17 protein-coding genes are annotated in these 18,135 nt (G+C 38.7%); 7 read left to right on the top strand and 10 right to left on the bottom strand.

What is annotated here, in order from left to right:
* Window positions 1-256: 256 nt before the first annotated feature.
* From NW213_RS04910 to NW213_RS04895, 4 genes are read left to right on the top strand one after another with little or no spacing between them, the layout of a single operon-like run.
* A complete protein-coding gene (locus NW213_RS04910) occupies window positions 257-1,099 on the top strand; it encodes a prephenate dehydratase (protein ID WP_154042939.1) in 843 nt (280 codons plus the stop codon).
* Window positions 1,074-2,258, top strand: a complete 1,185-nt coding sequence (locus tag NW213_RS04905; protein ID WP_258322019.1) for a pyridoxal phosphate-dependent aminotransferase — start codon at window positions 1,074-1,076, stop codon at window positions 2,256-2,258. Before NW213_RS04910 ends, NW213_RS04905 begins: the two co-directional genes overlap by 26 nt.
* 36 nt (window positions 2,259-2,294) lie before the next feature.
* Window positions 2,295-3,362, top strand: coding sequence for a bifunctional 3-deoxy-7-phosphoheptulonate synthase/chorismate mutase type II (locus tag NW213_RS04900; protein WP_258322018.1), 1,068 nt, complete (start codon window positions 2,295-2,297; stop codon window positions 3,360-3,362).
* 25 nt (window positions 3,363-3,387) lie between these two features.
* Complete coding sequence (locus tag NW213_RS04895; protein ID WP_154042942.1) at window positions 3,388-4,161, top strand: prephenate dehydrogenase/arogenate dehydrogenase family protein; 774 nt, start codon at window positions 3,388-3,390, stop codon at window positions 4,159-4,161.
* Window positions 4,162-4,229: 68 nt separating this feature from the next.
* On the opposite strand, the gene NW213_RS04890 is transcribed toward NW213_RS04895, so the two are convergent.
* The 10 genes from NW213_RS04890 to NW213_RS04845 all read right to left on the bottom strand — a co-directional run bounded on the left by NW213_RS04890 (window position 4,230) and on the right by NW213_RS04845 (window position 15,624).
* Window positions 4,230-5,042, bottom strand: a complete 813-nt coding sequence (locus NW213_RS04890; protein WP_258322017.1) for an MBL fold metallo-hydrolase — start codon at window positions 5,040-5,042, stop codon at window positions 4,230-4,232.
* Between the two features lie 98 nt (window positions 5,043-5,140).
* Window positions 5,141-6,331 carry an FprA family A-type flavoprotein gene (locus tag NW213_RS04885; RefSeq protein WP_204391929.1) on the bottom strand — a complete coding sequence of 397 codons (1,191 nt, stop codon included), beginning with the start codon at window positions 6,329-6,331 and terminating at the stop codon, window positions 5,141-5,143.
* A 19-nt stretch (window positions 6,332-6,350) separates the two neighbouring features.
* A complete protein-coding gene (locus NW213_RS04880) occupies window positions 6,351-7,280 on the bottom strand; it encodes a TIGR01212 family radical SAM protein (protein WP_258322016.1) in 930 nt (309 codons plus the stop codon).
* A 294-nt stretch (window positions 7,281-7,574) separates the two neighbouring features.
* Window positions 7,575-8,840 (bottom strand): S41 family peptidase, encoded by a 1,266-nt coding sequence (locus tag NW213_RS04875; RefSeq protein ID WP_258322015.1) that lies wholly within the window; start codon window positions 8,838-8,840, stop codon window positions 7,575-7,577.
* Between the two features lie 19 nt (window positions 8,841-8,859).
* The gene (locus tag NW213_RS04870) at window positions 8,860-9,522 is read right to left on the bottom strand and encodes a DUF4369 domain-containing protein (RefSeq protein ID WP_258322014.1); all 663 of its coding nucleotides are present in this window, start codon (window positions 9,520-9,522) and stop codon (window positions 8,860-8,862) included.
* A 562-nt stretch (window positions 9,523-10,084) separates the two neighbouring features.
* Window positions 10,085-11,233, bottom strand: a complete 1,149-nt coding sequence (locus NW213_RS04865; RefSeq protein ID WP_258322013.1) for a hypothetical protein — start codon at window positions 11,231-11,233, stop codon at window positions 10,085-10,087.
* A 358-nt stretch (window positions 11,234-11,591) separates the two neighbouring features.
* Complete coding sequence (locus tag NW213_RS04860) at window positions 11,592-11,789, bottom strand: hypothetical protein (RefSeq protein WP_204394599.1); 198 nt, start codon at window positions 11,787-11,789, stop codon at window positions 11,592-11,594.
* A 233-nt stretch (window positions 11,790-12,022) separates the two neighbouring features.
* Entirely contained in the window at window positions 12,023-13,426 is a 1,404-nt protein-coding gene (locus tag NW213_RS04855) for a hypothetical protein (RefSeq protein ID WP_258322012.1), read from the bottom strand.
* 168 nt (window positions 13,427-13,594) lie between these two features.
* Window positions 13,595-14,710, bottom strand: a complete 1,116-nt coding sequence (locus NW213_RS04850) for a YhcG family protein (protein WP_258322011.1) — start codon at window positions 14,708-14,710, stop codon at window positions 13,595-13,597.
* A gap of 488 nt (window positions 14,711-15,198) precedes the next feature.
* Window positions 15,199-15,624: an HIT family protein gene (locus NW213_RS04845; protein WP_154042948.1), complete on the bottom strand. Its 426-nt coding sequence runs from the start codon at window positions 15,622-15,624 to the stop codon at window positions 15,199-15,201.
* 238 nt (window positions 15,625-15,862) lie between these two features.
* On the opposite strand from NW213_RS04845, the gene NW213_RS04840 reads away from it, so the two are divergent.
* From NW213_RS04840 to rny, 3 genes are all read left to right on the top strand, one after another.
* Window positions 15,863-16,156, top strand: coding sequence for a hypothetical protein (locus NW213_RS04840; protein ID WP_154042949.1), 294 nt, complete (start codon window positions 15,863-15,865; stop codon window positions 16,154-16,156).
* Between the two features lie 31 nt (window positions 16,157-16,187).
* On the top strand, window positions 16,188-16,481 hold the full coding sequence (locus tag NW213_RS04835; protein ID WP_235339290.1) for a cell division protein ZapA: 294 nt from the start codon (window positions 16,188-16,190) through the stop codon (window positions 16,479-16,481).
* Window positions 16,482-16,584: 103 nt separating this feature from the next.
* The gene (gene rny / locus NW213_RS04830; protein WP_204394597.1) at window positions 16,585-18,120 is read left to right on the top strand and encodes a ribonuclease Y; all 1,536 of its coding nucleotides are present in this window, start codon (window positions 16,585-16,587) and stop codon (window positions 18,118-18,120) included.
* The last annotated feature ends 15 nt before the right edge of the window (window positions 18,121-18,135 follow it).

Raw genomic sequence — 18,135 nt, 5'->3', positions numbered from 1 at the left:
AATTTTGAAGAAAATTTTCATCATATTCTTGTTTTTTCAAGAAAAGTATTACATTTGCAGCAGAAACGATAACAAAAAGTATTATATGAAAACATTTGCAACATACTTCTTCTTTTTCTTTTATTACTTTTACTTTAGCAATAAAGTGAAGCGGGAAGTCGTATGTGTAAGATACGTAAGATAATCAATACAAAATAAAATAACGAAATCCCGCTTCTGTATGAGGCGGGATTTTTTTTAATGGTATAATAAGAAAATGAGAAAGATAGCAATTCAAGGAGTAAAGGGCTCGTATCACGATATAGCTGCCCATAAATATTTTAAGGATGAAGAGATAGAACTTATTTGTTGTAATACATTCGAAGAAGTTTTTGCACAGATGAAAAAGGACAGCGACGTGATAGGTGTGATTGCAATAGAGAATACAATAGCCGGAAGCCTGCTGCATAACTACGAATTACTTCGTGAAAGCGGTGCCACTATCATAGGAGAACACAAACTCAGAATAAGCCACAGCATCATGTGTCTGCCGGAAGATAATTGGGAAGACCTCACCGAAGTAAACTCCCACCCTGTAGCTCTGGCACAGTGCCGCGACTTCCTGCACAACCATCCGGAACTGAAGGTAGTAGAAACGGAAGATACAGCAGGTAGTGCCGAGAATATCAGAAAAAACAACCTGAGAGGACATGCAGCCATCTGCTCCAAATATGCCGCAGGACTTTACGACATGAAGATTCTGGAAGAAGGAATAGAAACAAACAAACACAACTTCACCAGATTTCTGGTCATCAGCAATCCATGGCTGGCAGACGAGTTGAAAGACCGCTCTAAAGTAAACAAGGCAAACATAGTATTCTCTCTTCCTCACAGCGAAGGAAGCCTCTCGCAGGTTTTGTCAATCTTCTCATTCTATAAGATAAACCTGACAAAGATACAGTCACTACCGATTATCGGACGCGAATGGGAATACATGTTCTACGTTGACGTAATGTTCAATGATTATTTAAGATACAAACAGTCTATAGATGCAGTTACACCGCTTACAAAAGCACTTAAAATTTTAGGAGAATATGCAGAAGGAGAATCAACAATATAACATACAGCCAGCCGACAGACTGGCAAATGTCAGCGAATACTATTTCAGCAGAAAGCTGAAGGAAGTGGCAAAGATGAATGCCGAAGGTAAAAACGTGATAAGCCTAGGTATAGGCAGCCCGGACATGCCGCCTTCAGAAGAAACAATCAATGTTCTTTGCGAAAATGCCAAGAGACCTGATGCTCACGGCTACCAGCCTACAGTGGGAATACCCGAACTGAGAAAAGCCATGGCCGACTGGTATAAAAGATGGTACAATGTAGATCTTGACCCATCCACAGAGATACAGCCTCTTATCGGCTCAAAGGAAGGTATCCTGCACGTGACACTGGCATTGGTAAATCCTGGTGATAAGGTTCTTGTTCCAAACCCTGGCTACCCTACCTATACATCGCTGAACAAGATTCTTGGAAGTGAAATAATCAACTATAACCTTCGTGAGGACAACAACTGGCAGCCTGATTTCGACGAACTGGAGAAGATGGATCTCACAGGAGTAAAAATCATGTGGACCAACTACCCAAACATGCCTACAGGAGCAAATGCCACAATAGAACTGTACGAAAAAATTGTCGATTTCGCACGCCGTCACAACATCGTAGTAGTGAACGACAATCCATACAGCTTCATCCTGAACAAAAAGCCGATAAGCATACTCAATGTTCCCGGAGCCAAAGAATGCTGTATAGAATTCAACTCCATGAGTAAGAGCCACAACATGCCGGGCTGGCGTGTGGGAATGCTGGCAACAAACGCCACTTTCGTACAGTGGATACTGAAAATAAAGAGCAACATCGATTCCGGTACATTCCGTCCATTACAGCTGGCAGCCGCACAGGCGTATAACAACAGCGCCGAATGGCACGAAGAGGCCAACTTCAATGTTTACAGCCGTCGCCGAAAGCTTGCCGAAGAAATAATGAACGTATTGGGATGTACATTCGACAAGAATCAGGTGGGAATGTTCCTCTGGGGCAAGATACCTGAAACTTATACAGATGTAGAGGAACTGACAGAAAAAGTTCTGCATCAGGCAAGAGTATTCATAACACCGGGATTTATCTTCGGAAGCAACGGAAAGAGATATATACGTATTTCGCTTTGCGCCAAAGAAGAAAAACTGGCAGAAGCACTTGAGAGAATAAAGAATATGAAATAAAAAGAAAATACAAATAACTACTAAAAGATTACAACTATGGCACTCGAATTAGAACCTATCAGACTGGAAGGCGTATCAGAAGAACGTCCATTGATCATAGCAGGACCTTGCAGCGCAGAAACAGAAGAACAAGTAATGACAACTGCAAAACAGTTGGTCGACAACGGAACAAAAATCTTCCGCGCAGGCATATGGAAACCACGTACCAAACCGGGAGGCTTCGAAGGTGTAGGAGTTGATGGTCTGGCATGGCTGAAAGAAGTTAAGAAAGAAACAGGGATGTACGTTGCCACAGAAGTTGCAACAGCAAAACACGTTTACGAATGTCTTAAAGCCGGTATAGATATATTGTGGATAGGTGCACGCACCACAGCCAATCCGTTTGCAGTGCAGGAAATAGCAGATGCCTTGAAGGGAGTTGACATACCTGTATATGTAAAGAACCCTGTAAACCCAGATCTGGAGTTATGGATCGGAGCAATGGAAAGAATAAACAATGCAGGAATTAAACGCCTTGGAGCAATCCACCGCGGTTTCTCATCATACGACAAAAAAATCTACCGTAATCTTCCGCAATGGCATATTCCTATCGAACTGAGAAGACGTATTCCTAACCTCCCTATCCTATGCGACCCTAGCCATATCGGCGGCAAACGCGAGCTCATCGCATCTCTCTGCCAGCAGGCTATGGACCTCGGTTTCGACGGACTGATAGTGGAATCACACTGTAACCCTGACTGTGCATGGAGCGACGCTTCTCAGCAGGTGACACCGGATATTCTTAACTATATTCTCAACCTGTTGGTTATCCGTAAGGAACACCAGTCAACAGAAAGCCTCAGCGAGCTGAGACGTCAGATTGACGAATGTGACAACGAGCTGATGGAGATTATGGCAAAACGTATGCGTGTGTGCCGCGAAATCGGAACATTCAAGAAAGAGCACAATATGACTATCCTCCAGACAGGACGTTACAATGAAATTCTTGACAAGCGCGGAGCACAAGGAACATTGTGCGGTATGGATTCTGAATTTGTAAAACATGTATTCGAAGCCATACACGAAGAAAGCGTACGTCAGCAGATGGAAATAATAAACAAGTAAAAAGAACAAGAAAATTATCAAGACGATGCGTATATTAATATTGGGAGCCGGAAAAATGGGCTCCTTCTTTACCGATGTATTAAGTTTCGACCACGAAGTGGCAGTTTACGACATAAAACCTCAGAACCTGCGCTTCATGTACAACTGTCTGCGCTTTACTTCACTGGATGAGATTAAAGAGTTCCGTCCTGAACTTGTAATAAATGCAGCTACAGTGAAATACACGCTCGACGCATTCCGCCAGGTACTGCCGGTAATTCCGAAGGACTGTATCATAAGCGACATTGCATCAGTAAAGACCGGTCTTCAGGAATTCTACGACAACAGCGGTTTCAGATATGTATCAACCCACCCTATGTTCGGTCCTACATTTGCCAACCTCGACCAGCTGAGTACAGAGAATGCCATAATAATAAAGGAAGGCGACTGTCTTGGCAAAGTGTTCTTCAAGGATCTTTATCAAAGACTTGGACTCAACATTTTCGAATATACATTCGATGAGCACGACGAGACTGTAGCATATTCACTGTCAATCCCGTTCGTTTCTACATTCGTGTTTGCCGCAGTGATGAAACATCAGGACGCTCCCGGTACAACATTCAAACGCCACATGGCAATAGCAAAGGGAGTACTTAACGAAGACGATTATCTGCTTCAGGAAATACTGTTCAACCCACGTACTCCGAAACAGGTGGAAGGAATACGTACCGAACTGAACGAGCTTCTTGACATAATAAGCCGTAAGGATGCCGACGGCATGCATGCCTATCTTAGCAAGATTCGAAACAATATAAAATAATAAATTCACAGGCTGTTACATGTATTAAAGATCACGTAACAGCCTGTATTGTTTATACAATAGTCGTATTATAAATCCAGCACTTCCAAATCGTCCGGAACATAAACATTACCATTAAAATTCTTTTTGGCCTCGGCAGTATATTTTTCTTTACGGCTCGAAAGAGTCTTATCCTCTGTGTGGTACAACAACAGGTTTTTCACACCAAGTTCCTCAGCCTGTACTCCCGCATCAAGAGCTGTACTGTGATGTTTCTCATATGGTTTGAATACATCTCTGTCCTCATAAAGACAAAAGGCCTCACACATGAGCCAGTCGGCATTCTTCACATACTCTTTATTATTCTCATTGTAAGGCTCGTCGCCCAGACAGACAATAGTTTTATTGTCAGAAGTTACAGCCTTAAAGCCGAACTGCTTCTCTTTTGTGGAATATATATCAAAACACTGAATTTCCATTCCGGCAGCACTGAACTTATCATTTTCCGACAGTACATTGAAGTTTATGCCATTCCCTATTCTGGCAACAATCTTCTTTGGCAGAGTGTTTCTGCATATCCAGTCAAGAACAAGTATCGCCTTGTCATGAGAATATACATTAAGGTCACCGTTATATTTTCCCTGCTGCATTCTCTGTGCAATGGTTCTGACTATCCATATTATGCCCAAGATATGGTCTGTATGAGCATGAGTTATAAAAATATCATGTATATCGTTAATCTCGATACCTGCCTTCTCAAGCTGTACGAGGATACCGTTTCCTCCACCTCCGTCAACCAGCAACAGGTCATTTCCATTATGAATCGTGAAGCAGGTGTTATAACATTTGGTTACGGCAGCATTACCTGTACCAAGCATTGTAATTTTTGAATTTCCTTGCATAAATCTGTTATCAGATTACATTCGTTAAAAATAAAAATCCGCTTAAAAACCTGATGAAAGGCTTTTAAGCGGACTCATATATATGTTTTAAATAAAGATTACTTTCTGTCAGCTTTCAGACGGTCAGCCATAGCCTTTGCAAGTTCTTTTGCCTGAGCATAGTTGTCCTGCTTCATAGCCTGCTTCATTTCTACAGGGTTGCCTACAACCTCGAACTTCAGCTTTTCAGTGTATTCGCCAATCTTCTTCACTGCAGCACTTGCCCAAGTATATGAGCCGAAGTAACCCATCACACGGTTCTTCACTTCGCGGGCAGCAATCTTGCTCAACAGTGATTCCATTTCAGGATAAAGGTTCATGTTGTATGTAGTACATCCCACGATAAGACCTTTGTACTTGAACACGTCAGCCAAGATGTATGAATGATGAGTGTGAGATACGTTGTGCATGATGATATTCTTGATACCCTGACGGCTCAGTTCTTCTGCTATTGCTTCAGCCAGTTCCTCTGTATTGCCGTACATAGTTCCGTATGCTATCACAACACCTTCTTCAGCTTCGTAACGGCTCATCTTGTCGTACATATCGATAACCTGAGGAATTTTTTCTTCCCAAACAGGTCCGTGAGTAGAACAGATAGTGTTTATTTTCAGTCCGCCAAGTTTCTGCAAAGCCTTCTGTACAGGATTTCCGAACTTACCAACGATGTTAGCATAGTAACGGCGCATTTCGTTCCAATAGATATCTGTATTGATATTCTTGTCGATGCATCCGCCGTTCAAGGCTCCGAAGCATCCGAAAGCATCACCCGCAAACAGAATTCCGTCTGTTTCATCATATGTAACCATTGTTTCAGGCCAGTGAACCATAGGAACCAGGTAAAAACGGAGGTTGTGATAACCTAGTTTCAGGAAATCGCCGTCATTAACTACATAGCGGTCGCCGGTCACACCATAATATCCTTCCACCATTTCGAAAGTCTTCTTGTTTCCTACAAGAACGATTTCAGGATAATACTGTTTGATAAGAGCGATAGAGCCTGAGTGGTCAGGTTCCATGTGGTTTATAATAAGATAATTGATTTTACGGTCGCCGATAATGCTGCGTATTTTCTTCAGATATACTTCAAAGAATGCAACATCAACTGTATCCACCAATGCCACCATCTCATCATCTGCAATCAGATAAGAGTTGTATGACACGCCGTATGGCAACGGCCAAAGATTTTCGAACAATGCTTTGGTGCGGTCGTTCACACCTACGTAATGTACTTTACCTTTAATTTCCATTTTATTATGAATTTGTTATTTATATGTTGACTAATTTTTTCCCTTGATACGAATCCCTCTCAATCATCCTCTTCTTCAGCTTCGCTGTGAATTCATGATTTTTCAGTCCCCAGTCAGGAGCAATAAGCAAATCGCGCGGCGACTGCGATATAAACCTTTCCAATACCAGGTCGGGGCGCAAATGCTCTATATAATCCAATACAAGATCTATATACTCGTCGGCAGTATACAGATGAAAGTCTTCAGGACATTCATCGTACTCGTGCGCCATTCTTGTTCCCTTTATCAGCTGCAGCTGATGCATCTTCAGCGTAGTGAGCGGCAACGATGATATATCTTCAGCCTGACGTATAATCATGTCTTTATCCTCGCCGGGAAGCCCCAATATAACGTGTCCTCCTGTCATTATACCTCTTGAAACGGTACGTCTTACAGCATCAGCAGTACATGCAAAATCATGTCCGCGATTTATGCGTTTCAGCGTGGCATCATTAGTACTTTCTATGCCATACTCAACCAAAAGGAAAGTCCTGCCGTTTATCTCTTCCAGATAATCCAATAGAGAATCCGGCATACAGTCCGGACGTGTACCAATAACCAGTCCCACTACTCCATCTACAGAAAGTGCTTCCTCATACATCGCCTTTAGTTTTTCCAACTCAGCGTATGTATTGGTATAAGCCTGGAAATAAGCAAGATATTTCATTTCGGGATACTTTCTTGAGAAAAACTCCTTTCCCTCTTCAAGTTGCTGTCTCACAGACTTCTCAGTCCGGCAATAGTCTGGGTTGAAAGTCTGGTTATTGCAGTAAGTACACCCTCCAAATCCCTTGCTACCGTCACGGTTAGGACATGTAAAGCCTGCATTGACTGAAATTTTCTGAACTTTAAACGGAAAGTGTTTCGCCAGAAAACATCCGAAATCATTATATCTTATTTTATTATCCATCTGACTAAAAATACGCAGCAAAGATAATATTTTTCCGCCGAAACGACAATAAATGAAAAAACAGATTTTTACATGTTATTTAATGAGCTGTGTCATACAAAATAATAACAATTACTATACGATTTATCTACTGGATTAATTTACTGTCCTCATCACACAGTTAAAAGAACCATTCGTTTTATATTATCTCTACACAAAAAAAATAACATATGCTGTTTATTACTGCTTAAAAAGAAAACTTTAGCACATAATATATGTTCCGATTTAATTATTTTCCTAATCGCAAACTATTTGTTATTCATAAAACTTAGAAAATGTGATATAATAATCTATCTTGGAATTGGGCAATGTAAAATGTAGAAAATTCCCGAAATATACATCAGGACAGCCCGTTTCTCCTTCCACACTCGCAATGCCTAAATTTTTCACTGTATGAGCAAAAGTTGAAGCACCAGAATATGTTTTGTTGTTTACAAGAACAGTTATCTTTCCATGATATAGATTTGCTTCTTCCAAATTATCTTTAACAGGTGTATATTCTATTACAAAAAGTTCTCCGTCCGACAAATTGCAGATTTGATTATATATTTCCGGATGCCTTTCTTTATTATAGGCTTTGGAATATGCACTGACCTTCAATTGGCTCTTAGAATATAGTGAATAGTCCGGATGTGGGAAATATGAAATCAGCCTTTCCACACACTGGCTAGAACCGCCTGTATTATTTCGCATATCTATTACTATTTCCTGTATTTTCTTGTGATTTATTTCTTTAAAAACAGAATCACAAAAAGTCTTTAGTTCCGTTTCTTGGAACACATTGCGAATGGTAAGGATTGCCTTTGTATTATCAGAAGAAAAATTACAACTGAAACTTTCATGCCTATTTTTAGATTGTCTTTCCTTGATGGTCTTCAAAGCAACACTTTGAGGGACTCCTTCCAAACTTATCTTTTCTATTTTATCACCATGTTTTATAGTAAACACATACAACTCGCTCCACCTGTACATATACCATAACAACGGAGAAAAATAGGCGTTTACACTGCCTTCCTTAATACCATTATCCTTCTCCGAGCCCCACAAGTCATACATCCGTTCAAGTATATCTTTTGACTTGATACCATTTATACTGAGAATCGTATCACCTTCGCTAATTCCGGAATTATCAATCACCGGATAATCTACAATAAAGATATCTCCAGCTGCTTTAATTCTCAATGGAATTGTTCTGCCATCCTTCTTTGCATGAGAAATAAGGTCGTCTGTAATAGGCGGCAGCAGCATGCTATGGCCATCTTTGATATTAGCCATAAAAGGAGCTATTTTCAGATAAAAGTCGGATATACTGATAGAATCTGTCAGGGATGCCTTCATCTTAGCTTTATTTCTTTCATACTCTTCCCTTGATTGATAGAGATAAAGATCCGGATGCACACATTCCAATTTTGCACATAAAGTGTCAAAATCGGCCATTTGCTGAGCAGGACTTAATTGTTGTCCGAAAGAAGATTTGCAGATAAAAGTTATAAGTATAGGAATAATTAAAAGTATTCTCATAATCAACAATTAAGACAAGTTATTTCCTAATGTCATCAAAATGCTTTGATGATGCAAACTTCTTGGGAAGTCTTTCAAAAAGTTTCTGAAATGTTTCTTTGTTTATTGAATGTCTGCTTATGTATAAGCAATAAGCCCCCACAATATTATCAATATTACGTTCTATTCTTTGAATATTGAGAATAGAATCTTCTTTTATGAGTTCATTCATTTTTAATGTTATTGAATCCTTCTGTTCTTGTGTCAAAGTAGAATTCTTCAAACGGAGATTGTCAAGATGTCCCAACACATGACTTATTGAATCTGTTTTAAAATTTTCTATACGGAACAAATCATTATATGGAGAACCATACATATCGAATATGCCGTTTTGGCTATCTCTTATATATAAAACTTCAGAATCTTGTGTAAAAACCATAGCTACACTTGGTACATTGCCCACAGCAGGAACTATAACTTTAGGCAAAAAATCTTCTTCTGAAGCCTTCGGTAACTTGAATGTAAATTTGCCATTCATAACTACAGCTGAATCAAGATATGTATTGTCAAGATATTCAGTTATATACATATAATCACCATCTTTTACATCAGTTGTTGTTCCATGAATTATACATTGCTGTTCTGTACACGACACTAAAAAAGAGAATAACATTAGTATTACAAATAAATGTTTTGTCTTCATGTTACTTTGATTAAATTTATATTTTAACTCATATTTTCCACACTTGATTATTATTCGAAGTAGCTAATATCGCAAATATAGTGTTTATAATTGAAAAAATACTTTCATTGAATATTTATGTAATAGATAAGTCTAATATTCAGCTATTTATAACATTATAAGAGGTGTATTACTAAAAAAGTTCACTTTACGAGGATGACATCATCAAGGTTGGCGGTGTACTGAAAATGAAATAGCAGTTGAAGATTCATTTCAGCTCATGAAGAAAAGCCTGAGGCCAATAAATATATATGACAAAATCAAAACAGGAACCAAAAGAAAAAAGCATATAAAGGTGTGGATAACTACCTCTATATGCTTTATGATATTTATAAATGAAATTGATATTGTTGGCTGTCTCCGGCACCTATTCCCGTAAATGAACATTCCCCTTATGAGTCGGGGCTTCCGTTGCAAGTTCTCTCTTTGCTGTGGGCTTTATCCTGCAATCCCTAATGTATGTACAGATGCACGAAGCTCCAAGAGAGTTACCACGCCGGAGGCTTCATTTATTTTGGTTGCATTAAAATTGAAGAATAGGATGCCATTCTTTTACTTTCCTTAAAATATCTTCTGCTGTTTTACAAGTTCCTTTCGTTCTATTATTTACTTTTTCTATGAACTCGTTGTCATAAATATTTATCAGGTGTATTCCATTAAATTCTGATACAGGCTTGACAAATACAATTCCATCACATATATCACTAAGCCTTTGTTCTTTTGTGTAAGGCGAACCTTTCTCGCCATAACTTGACAGTTTTATTGTAGGATTAGCGAAATAAGTTTCTGTCCTTAATAAAGGAAAATCATAGTTTAAATCAAATCCAACAGGTTTATTACCATTTTTCTGAAATGCGTTATCTATTACACCGTCAGCTATAAGATTCCACCTTGTCTGACTGTTCTCTATATAGCCTCTGCTTCCCATTTGACCACCCCATAAATTGATGATGAATACATCTTGAGGATAACAGCTTTTGAGTAAAAAGCCAGCTGAAGGCCAATTGTAATAGTAATCCCCTCGACGTGTACCATTTATACGTGCTAAGGTATGCGCAGCTCCAGCATAAAATACTATGTGTGATTGTTTAATGATATAATTTCTTATGATATCAAACATATTATCATCCCGTGAACCCGTATATACATAGTCCTTTCCGTCAAAATAATCTTGTATATACGCTGGATCCACTAAAAGGATACGTGTTCGGAGATTTTCAGGTTTCTTTTGATTATTTTCCCATATAGATTTGAAAACATCTGCATATTCTTTATATGGATTACCCAAATCATCAGGTGTATATTGCAAAATCTTAAAAACCAGATCTTCTCTGTAAACTGGGGATTTTATCAAGCTATCTGCAAGATTCTGATACCTTTCGGATCCAAACTCAACTGCCACCGCATCAATATTCGCCGTTGAATCTTTTGCTGAAGCAGTTATCAGTTCGCACAAGAATTGAGGGTGAGCATCTATCCAATGATCTTCCCCTAATGCAACAACTGAATGTGAACGTATTTTATCAAGTACATATTCCAAATGTGGTTGCCCATTATTTTTAATGTATTGATAATAAGATTCGCTGTCAAGACAATCTTGCGCAACAGAAATGTTACTTGATATTATCAAAAGCAACAAGACAAAACATTTTTTAATTGTAAAACTTCTCATTTTTATATTCATATTAATTTATGATTCCATAATTAGATTCACTTTATATTACTGTCTTTCCTGTTTGTTGAACAAAAAAAATATCTTATGATATTAGTAATAATCATAAGATAAATTCATATTCGTTATGTTACAAATAGTTGAAACAGAAAAATATAAACTTCTTTGGTCTTAAAATATCTACTAAATTGTTACAAATATAGACTATAATATTGAAATAAGCCGAAAAAACTGAAAAAACACAGAAATATATCAATAAATTATCGAATAATCTGAATATTTTAATAGTTTACTTCACGAGGATGACATCATCGAGGTTAGTGGTGTACTGCTTACTGATGTGTTCGCATTTAAGGTACTAAGACTTGTCTGTAGTACCCCGGACAGCAACCTTAATAATGCTGTGACCGTTCTTGTGGTTAATACAACACTTCGGAAGATCCAGACGGAAACGGCTGGTATAGGCAAAAACTGCTATCTCCGTACAGAAGCTGTGCTGCATACGGAGTTTGCGCACACTTTCTGAAGAAAAGTAGAGACGGCTTCCTTCAACCAAGTATGTTATTTTGATGAAATATATATGCAATAAATATCAGTAACAACAGTAAAGAAGCACCAACGTACCTGTACTTCTTATTGAATATGGTAAATACGCACAAGCCCACTATCACTAATCGGTATATTATGCAAATTGAGGTAAAGTCACCTGAAAATATCTGAACCGAACAGGTAACCGCTATAGTTATAAGGATGATATTCAGAACTATCTTGAAAATATCATTGATAATCTTATTTATTTCCATAATCTTTATGAACAACCATCGGTAACCCTTTTTCGTCTTTGATAATTTTGAAGTTTCCTGAGTCAAGCATTTCATTCCATTGCCGGAATAAATCTATAATAAACTCATACAAGTCCTTTCGTACATTTATATCTTCGTGTGAAGACAATGGGCATACAAGTTTTCCATCCTGTTCCGACAGATATTTTCTTGCTCTGTCTAGGGCTGCGAGATATATCACCTGATTATATATATAATCGTCATTATAACCGTCAGTATTCAATGCGTCTATGGCAGAATACGACATTTCGACAGTAGTTTGTAGATATGTAGTATCAGTAATTGATTCTCTATATCTGTTTGCCTTCTCCATCATCTTATCAATTCTTTTCCTTGCTTTCTGGTCGTCAGACATTACTGTATTGTTTTCTTGTGTAGTGTTCATCAGAAACCAAACCTTCCTTTGCCATTCATATACGGCAAACTTCTCGTCATCCACATTGTCTGTTTTGTCAATATAGCTTCTTATACTTGGCGCAGAAGAATACTTGGATTGTATTATGTCATCAACCAGATAGCCATGCAGTCCCTTCAGATTATTGAACAGAAAACCTTGGAACATCAGGTTTATATAGTCTTTGTTCTCGCGCAGGTATTGTTTGTAGGCTTTGTAGGCATCAGATTTCATATAGTCCGAAGCTTTGCTACTGTAGCCCGTTTTCTCAAGCTCATCCTCCAGTGCCTTTTCCAGTCTCACATACTCTGAAGAATCCTCTATGCTGTACCAATAGTGCTCATCAGGCTTTGAAGACATATCTACCCATGCCTTCGCCTCCCAATAGTCAATACCCATATTTACAGAATCTCTTTCTTCAGGGGACAGTTCATAGTATAGAGAATCTTTTTCCCAGCCATCGAAAATGACTTCAATCGAGTCTGATTTCTCTTTCATTATGCCTTTATAGATTTCAGGCAGTTTCTGGTCTGATTGGGACGTTATCATGAATGCACCGCTTTCTATCCTGCCATTAACCTGTGGATCTGAGATAATGGAGTCGTTATATACAAATGCAATCTGTTTCCCTATTGCATTTTCAGTCTCATCGACCCACTTGTTGATCTTATGCTTGCTTATTCGTCCGCTAATGACGTATTTTCCGTAATAGTCCTTTTCAAGTTTTAATCCAACCATATCTTTTACAGTTATGATTGGCTTAGCAAATAAGCTGTCTATACTTAATACATGATACCAGCCATTTTCTCTATGTGACAATGCCTGGTCAGCATTATTTGTCACATAAACACCGGTAGGCCCGTCTGCACCTCCTATGATACCAGCAGCACTCCTTTTGGATGTTTTACAGCTAATAAAAGAAGTAGAGATTAAGATAAAAAGGTATAAGAGTCTCATAATTTGAATTTATTGTCGTTGCAAAGATTATTAATAAAAGAATTTTGAATAAATTTCCTGTTTTCATACCGTTAGTGGAATTAATTTGCAAAGCTACAGAAATATAGAATCGAAATTCCCAATCTTATCTCCTGCAGACGATACAATGATAGAATCAAAATCTGTTCATCACATGTCAGATTCTAATTCTTTCTCAATTTCTTCAATAGTAGGCAAACTACCTCGGAAATCTTTCGGTAGAGCTTGCCTTAATTCATAATCGGAAATTCCGATAGGCTTCTGAATATCACGCAATGCATATTCTGCCTTGATACGGTCTTTGCTCTTGCAAAGCAACAGTCCGATAGTCCGGTTGTCCCCCTCTCGGCAAAGAATATCATCTACGGCAGAGCAGTAGAAATTCAGTTTGCCGATATACTCCGGTATAAACTCCGTATCTTTCAATTCAATCACCAAATAGCGGTGCAGAAAGGTATTATACATCAATATGTCAATATAATAATCATCGCCAGACACCTCTATATGATACTGTCGTCCCATAAAAGCAAAGCCAGCACCCATTTCTACAAGGAATTTCTCCACATGCTTCACCAAGCCGATTTCCACGTCACGTTCATTGTATTGCTCTGTAAAAGTCAGCATATCAAATATATATGGGTCTTTGAGCATTGATTTCACATCATTTGCCTCTGGAACAGGCAGGGTTTCCGTGAAATTGTTAGCCAACGCTCCGTGCTTACCATAATCATCAAGTTTGATGGCTTCTTGAAGATAGCGCTTTGACCAATGGGATGTGATACTCTGCACCATGTACCAATAACGGGCACGAATATCCTTAACTAGTTGCATAATAATCAAGTTGTGCGTCCAATCCAAATGTTTGATGGGAAGAGTAAAGTTGTACTTCCCCAATTGCGCAACCGGTGGTTGCGCAATTGAAGTAGCACCCCCTTTTATCATCGTAAGTTCCTGATTATACTCGTTGAAGAACTGCATCATACACTGCATATTGCGGACTGAAAATCCTTTTATTTCGGAATAATCGTTCTTCAAATCCGCTGCCAGCCGTTGCAAAGTTTTCTTGCCCCAACCGTCTGCATCCTGGCTTTGCTGCAACATGCCGCCAATATCCCAATACATCCTGAGCATTTCTTCATTGGCAGCATAAATCGCCCTTTGCTGGGCTATCAGTACCCGTTGCTTGATTTTGCGAAGCAATGCCGCATAACCACGAAAGTTATCCGATATGTTTTCAATTGCTTGTTTATCTGTATTTTTAGCCATAATTTTCTTTGATAGATTTACAAAGTTACGTTTATATCAATTATTCAAACATGTATAAACAAAAATAATACATTAAAGTGAAATCCACAACTAAACAATAATAAAGACATAATTTACATTTTGACATTTTGCTTTTCTAACCTTCCAAGGTTTAAATATTCTGAAGAAAGATATTATCCATCAATAAAAATTTAAGCCACGGATATACAACATATAACAAAATAACATGTATAAGTACATTGTATAATCTTTTACATAAACAAAAGAACACGTAATACAATAAGGATTAACACTTACCTTCTAGAATAATATTTTCCGGAAATAGCAATGATATATAACAAATAAAAACGTAAGCATTTTAACAGATAATAGAACTTTTCACTTACAAAGAGACAGACCAGCACATATAAGGAGATTGGTCATTAAAATTATAACCCGGTTCCGCACCTGAACAACAGAATGGAAACCGGGTTAAACTAATAAATATATTAAAGCTCTTTCTTTATCTTTTCAATCATCGAAGCATACTCTTCGTCAGATAAATATACTTCCTTAGGATTCATGCGGAACACACCACCGAAATCAGGACCATCAACATATTTAGGAACAAGATGGAAGTGCAAATGCTCCAAAGTATCGGAGTATGCGCCGTAATTTATCTTGGCAGGACTGAACACTTTCTGCATTGCTCTCGTTACGCGTGCAACATCTGCCATGAAAGCGTTTCTTTCTTCATCACTCAAAAGATTAAGATCATCAACATGTCCGTTGTAAGCTACCAGACAACGTCCTCTGTAAGTCTGTTCCTTGAAGAGGAACACTCTGGAAACACTTAGTTTCGCTATTTCAATCATTAAACTGTGCAATGTATCGTTATTCTGACAATACAAGCACTCCATTGGATTACTTTTCATTTCTCATCATATTTTTAATAGACATACAAAAATACACTTTTTCAATATATCATAAACATCTGAAGCAAAATTTAAAACTGTTTGAAAAGCTTTTGCAAAAGGTTATCAAACTTTAAGATTTATGGCAAATTCCATTATACAGACAAGCTGAATAACAAAATAAATATACAAAATGAGAAAAAAATTTTCATATATCGAAGTTATATACTATATTTGTCATAGAAAACATGTAGCATAGATGACAGAAGAGGACAAAAATCTACTAAACAGTTTCGAAGGAAAGCTAAGGCATGTCCTTTTTTTATATGATGAAGAGAAAAAAGAAAATGCCATTTTAAAGCAATCCATAGCCGACAAAGATTCTGAAATACAGGTCTTGTTAAGTAAGATTAAAGAACTTGAAACCAGATATGCGAACCTGAAAATGGCCCGTATGATAAGTGTAAATGATGATGAAATCAGAGACACGAAACAAAGACTTACGAGGCTGGTGCGTGAGGTCGATAAATGTATTGCTTTGCTGAATAAATAAAGGAAAGAAAAGGCAGTGAAACATATAATATATGGACGACAAACTGAAAATACACTTACAGATTGACAGAGAACGGTATCCGCTGGTGATTAATCGTGAAGAAGAGATTTTCTACCGTGACGCTGCCAAGATGATTGACAATAAACTGAACAAATACCGCAGTCTATATCCGGATTTCGGAACCATGAAACACTGGACTATGGTGGCACTGGAACTGGCATACGAAAATGCAAAAATAAAGGATTCGGTGGATATGACACCATATAAAGAAAAGATTGAACAACTGGAAAACCTGTTGGATGGTTACATAAAGGACAGCAAATAAAAGTAGTTGTTTGGGAAACGAGTAAGGAAATTCACGCACAAGTTTACAGGATAAACTCCTGAAGCTTGTGCGTTTTTATTTATATTTTAAACTTAAATTATAGATGTTGACAACAGTAATACTAACAGTTGTAGCCTTCCTGGTAGGAGGAGCTCTTTCATATAGCTTTTTCAGATACGGTCTGAAATCGAGATATGATAATATCATTAAAGAGGCTGAAACGGAAGCCGAAGTAATCAAGAAAAACAAACTCCTGGAAGTAAAGGAGAAGTTCCTGAACAAGAAAGCCGACCTTGAAAAGGAAGTGGCTGCCCGCAACCAGAAAATACAGCAGGCAGAAAACAAGTTGAAACAGCGCGAAATGGTGTTGAACCAGAAGAATGAAGAACTTCAGCGCAAACGCAACGAAACTGAAGCCATCAAGGAAAATCTTGACGCACAGCTGGTAATTATCGAGAAGAAGAAAGAAGAACTTGACCACCTGCAGTCACAGGAACGCGAAAAGCTTGAGGCTATCTCAGGACTGTCTGCAGAGGACGCAAAAGAAAGACTGATTGAATCACTCAAGGATGAAGCCAAGACTCAGGCTCAGTCTTACATCAACGACATTATGGACGACGCCAAACTTACAGCCAACCGCGAAGCTAAGCGTATCGTAATACAGTCTATCCAGAGAGTGGCTACTGAAACTGCAATCGAAAACTCTGTAACTGTATTCCATATCGAATCGGACGAAATCAAAGGACGTATCATCGGACGTGAAGGACGTAACATCCGTGCCCTTGAAGCTGCTACAGGAGTGGAAATAGTAGTTGACGATACTCCTGAAGCTATCGTACTTTCTGCATTCGATCCTGTTCGCCGCGAAATCGCTCGTCTTGCACTTCATCAGCTGGTTACTGACGGACGTATCCACCCGGCACGCATCGAAGAAGTTGTTGCCAAGGTACGCAAGCAGGTGGAAGAAGAAATCATCGAAACAGGTAAACGTACTACTATCGACCTTGGTATCCACGGTCTGCATCCTGAACTTATCCGTATCATCGGTAAAATGAAATACCGTTCATCTTACGGACAGAACCTGCTGCAGCATGCACGCGAAACAGCTAACCTCTGTGCTGTGATGGCTTCTGAACTTGGATTGAATCCTAAGAAAGCAAAACGTGCCGGATTGCTTCACGATATAGGTAAGGTGCCTGATGAAGAACCAGAATTGCCACACGCATTGCTCGGTATGAAACTGGCTGAAAAATATAAGGAAAAACCTGATATCTGCAACGCTATCGGTGCTCACCACGACGAAGTGGAAATGAACAGCTTGCTGGCTCCTATCGTACAGGTGTGCGACGCTATCTCAGGTGCACGTCCTGGTGCCCGCCGCGAAATTGTTGAAGCATATATCAAACGTCTGAACGACCTTGAACAGCTTGCAATGTCTTATCCTGGTGTAACCAAAACATATGCTATCCAGGCTGGTCGCGAGTTGCGCGTAATAGTAGGTGCAGACAAGATTGACGACAAGCAGACAGAAAGCCTGTCAACAGAAATCGCCAAGAAAATACAGGACGAAATGACTTATCCGGGTCAGGTAAAGATTACCGTGATAAGAGAAACACGCGCCGTAAGCTTCGCAAAATAATAAACAGAGAAATAA

It is taken from the genome of Bacteroides sp. ET336, assembly GCF_024733815.1.
Lineage (GTDB): Bacteria > Bacteroidota > Bacteroidia > Bacteroidales > Bacteroidaceae > Phocaeicola > Phocaeicola cellulolyticus.
Note: the sequence above shows the minus strand (reverse complement) of the source record. Positions and strands in the feature narration are given on the sequence as shown.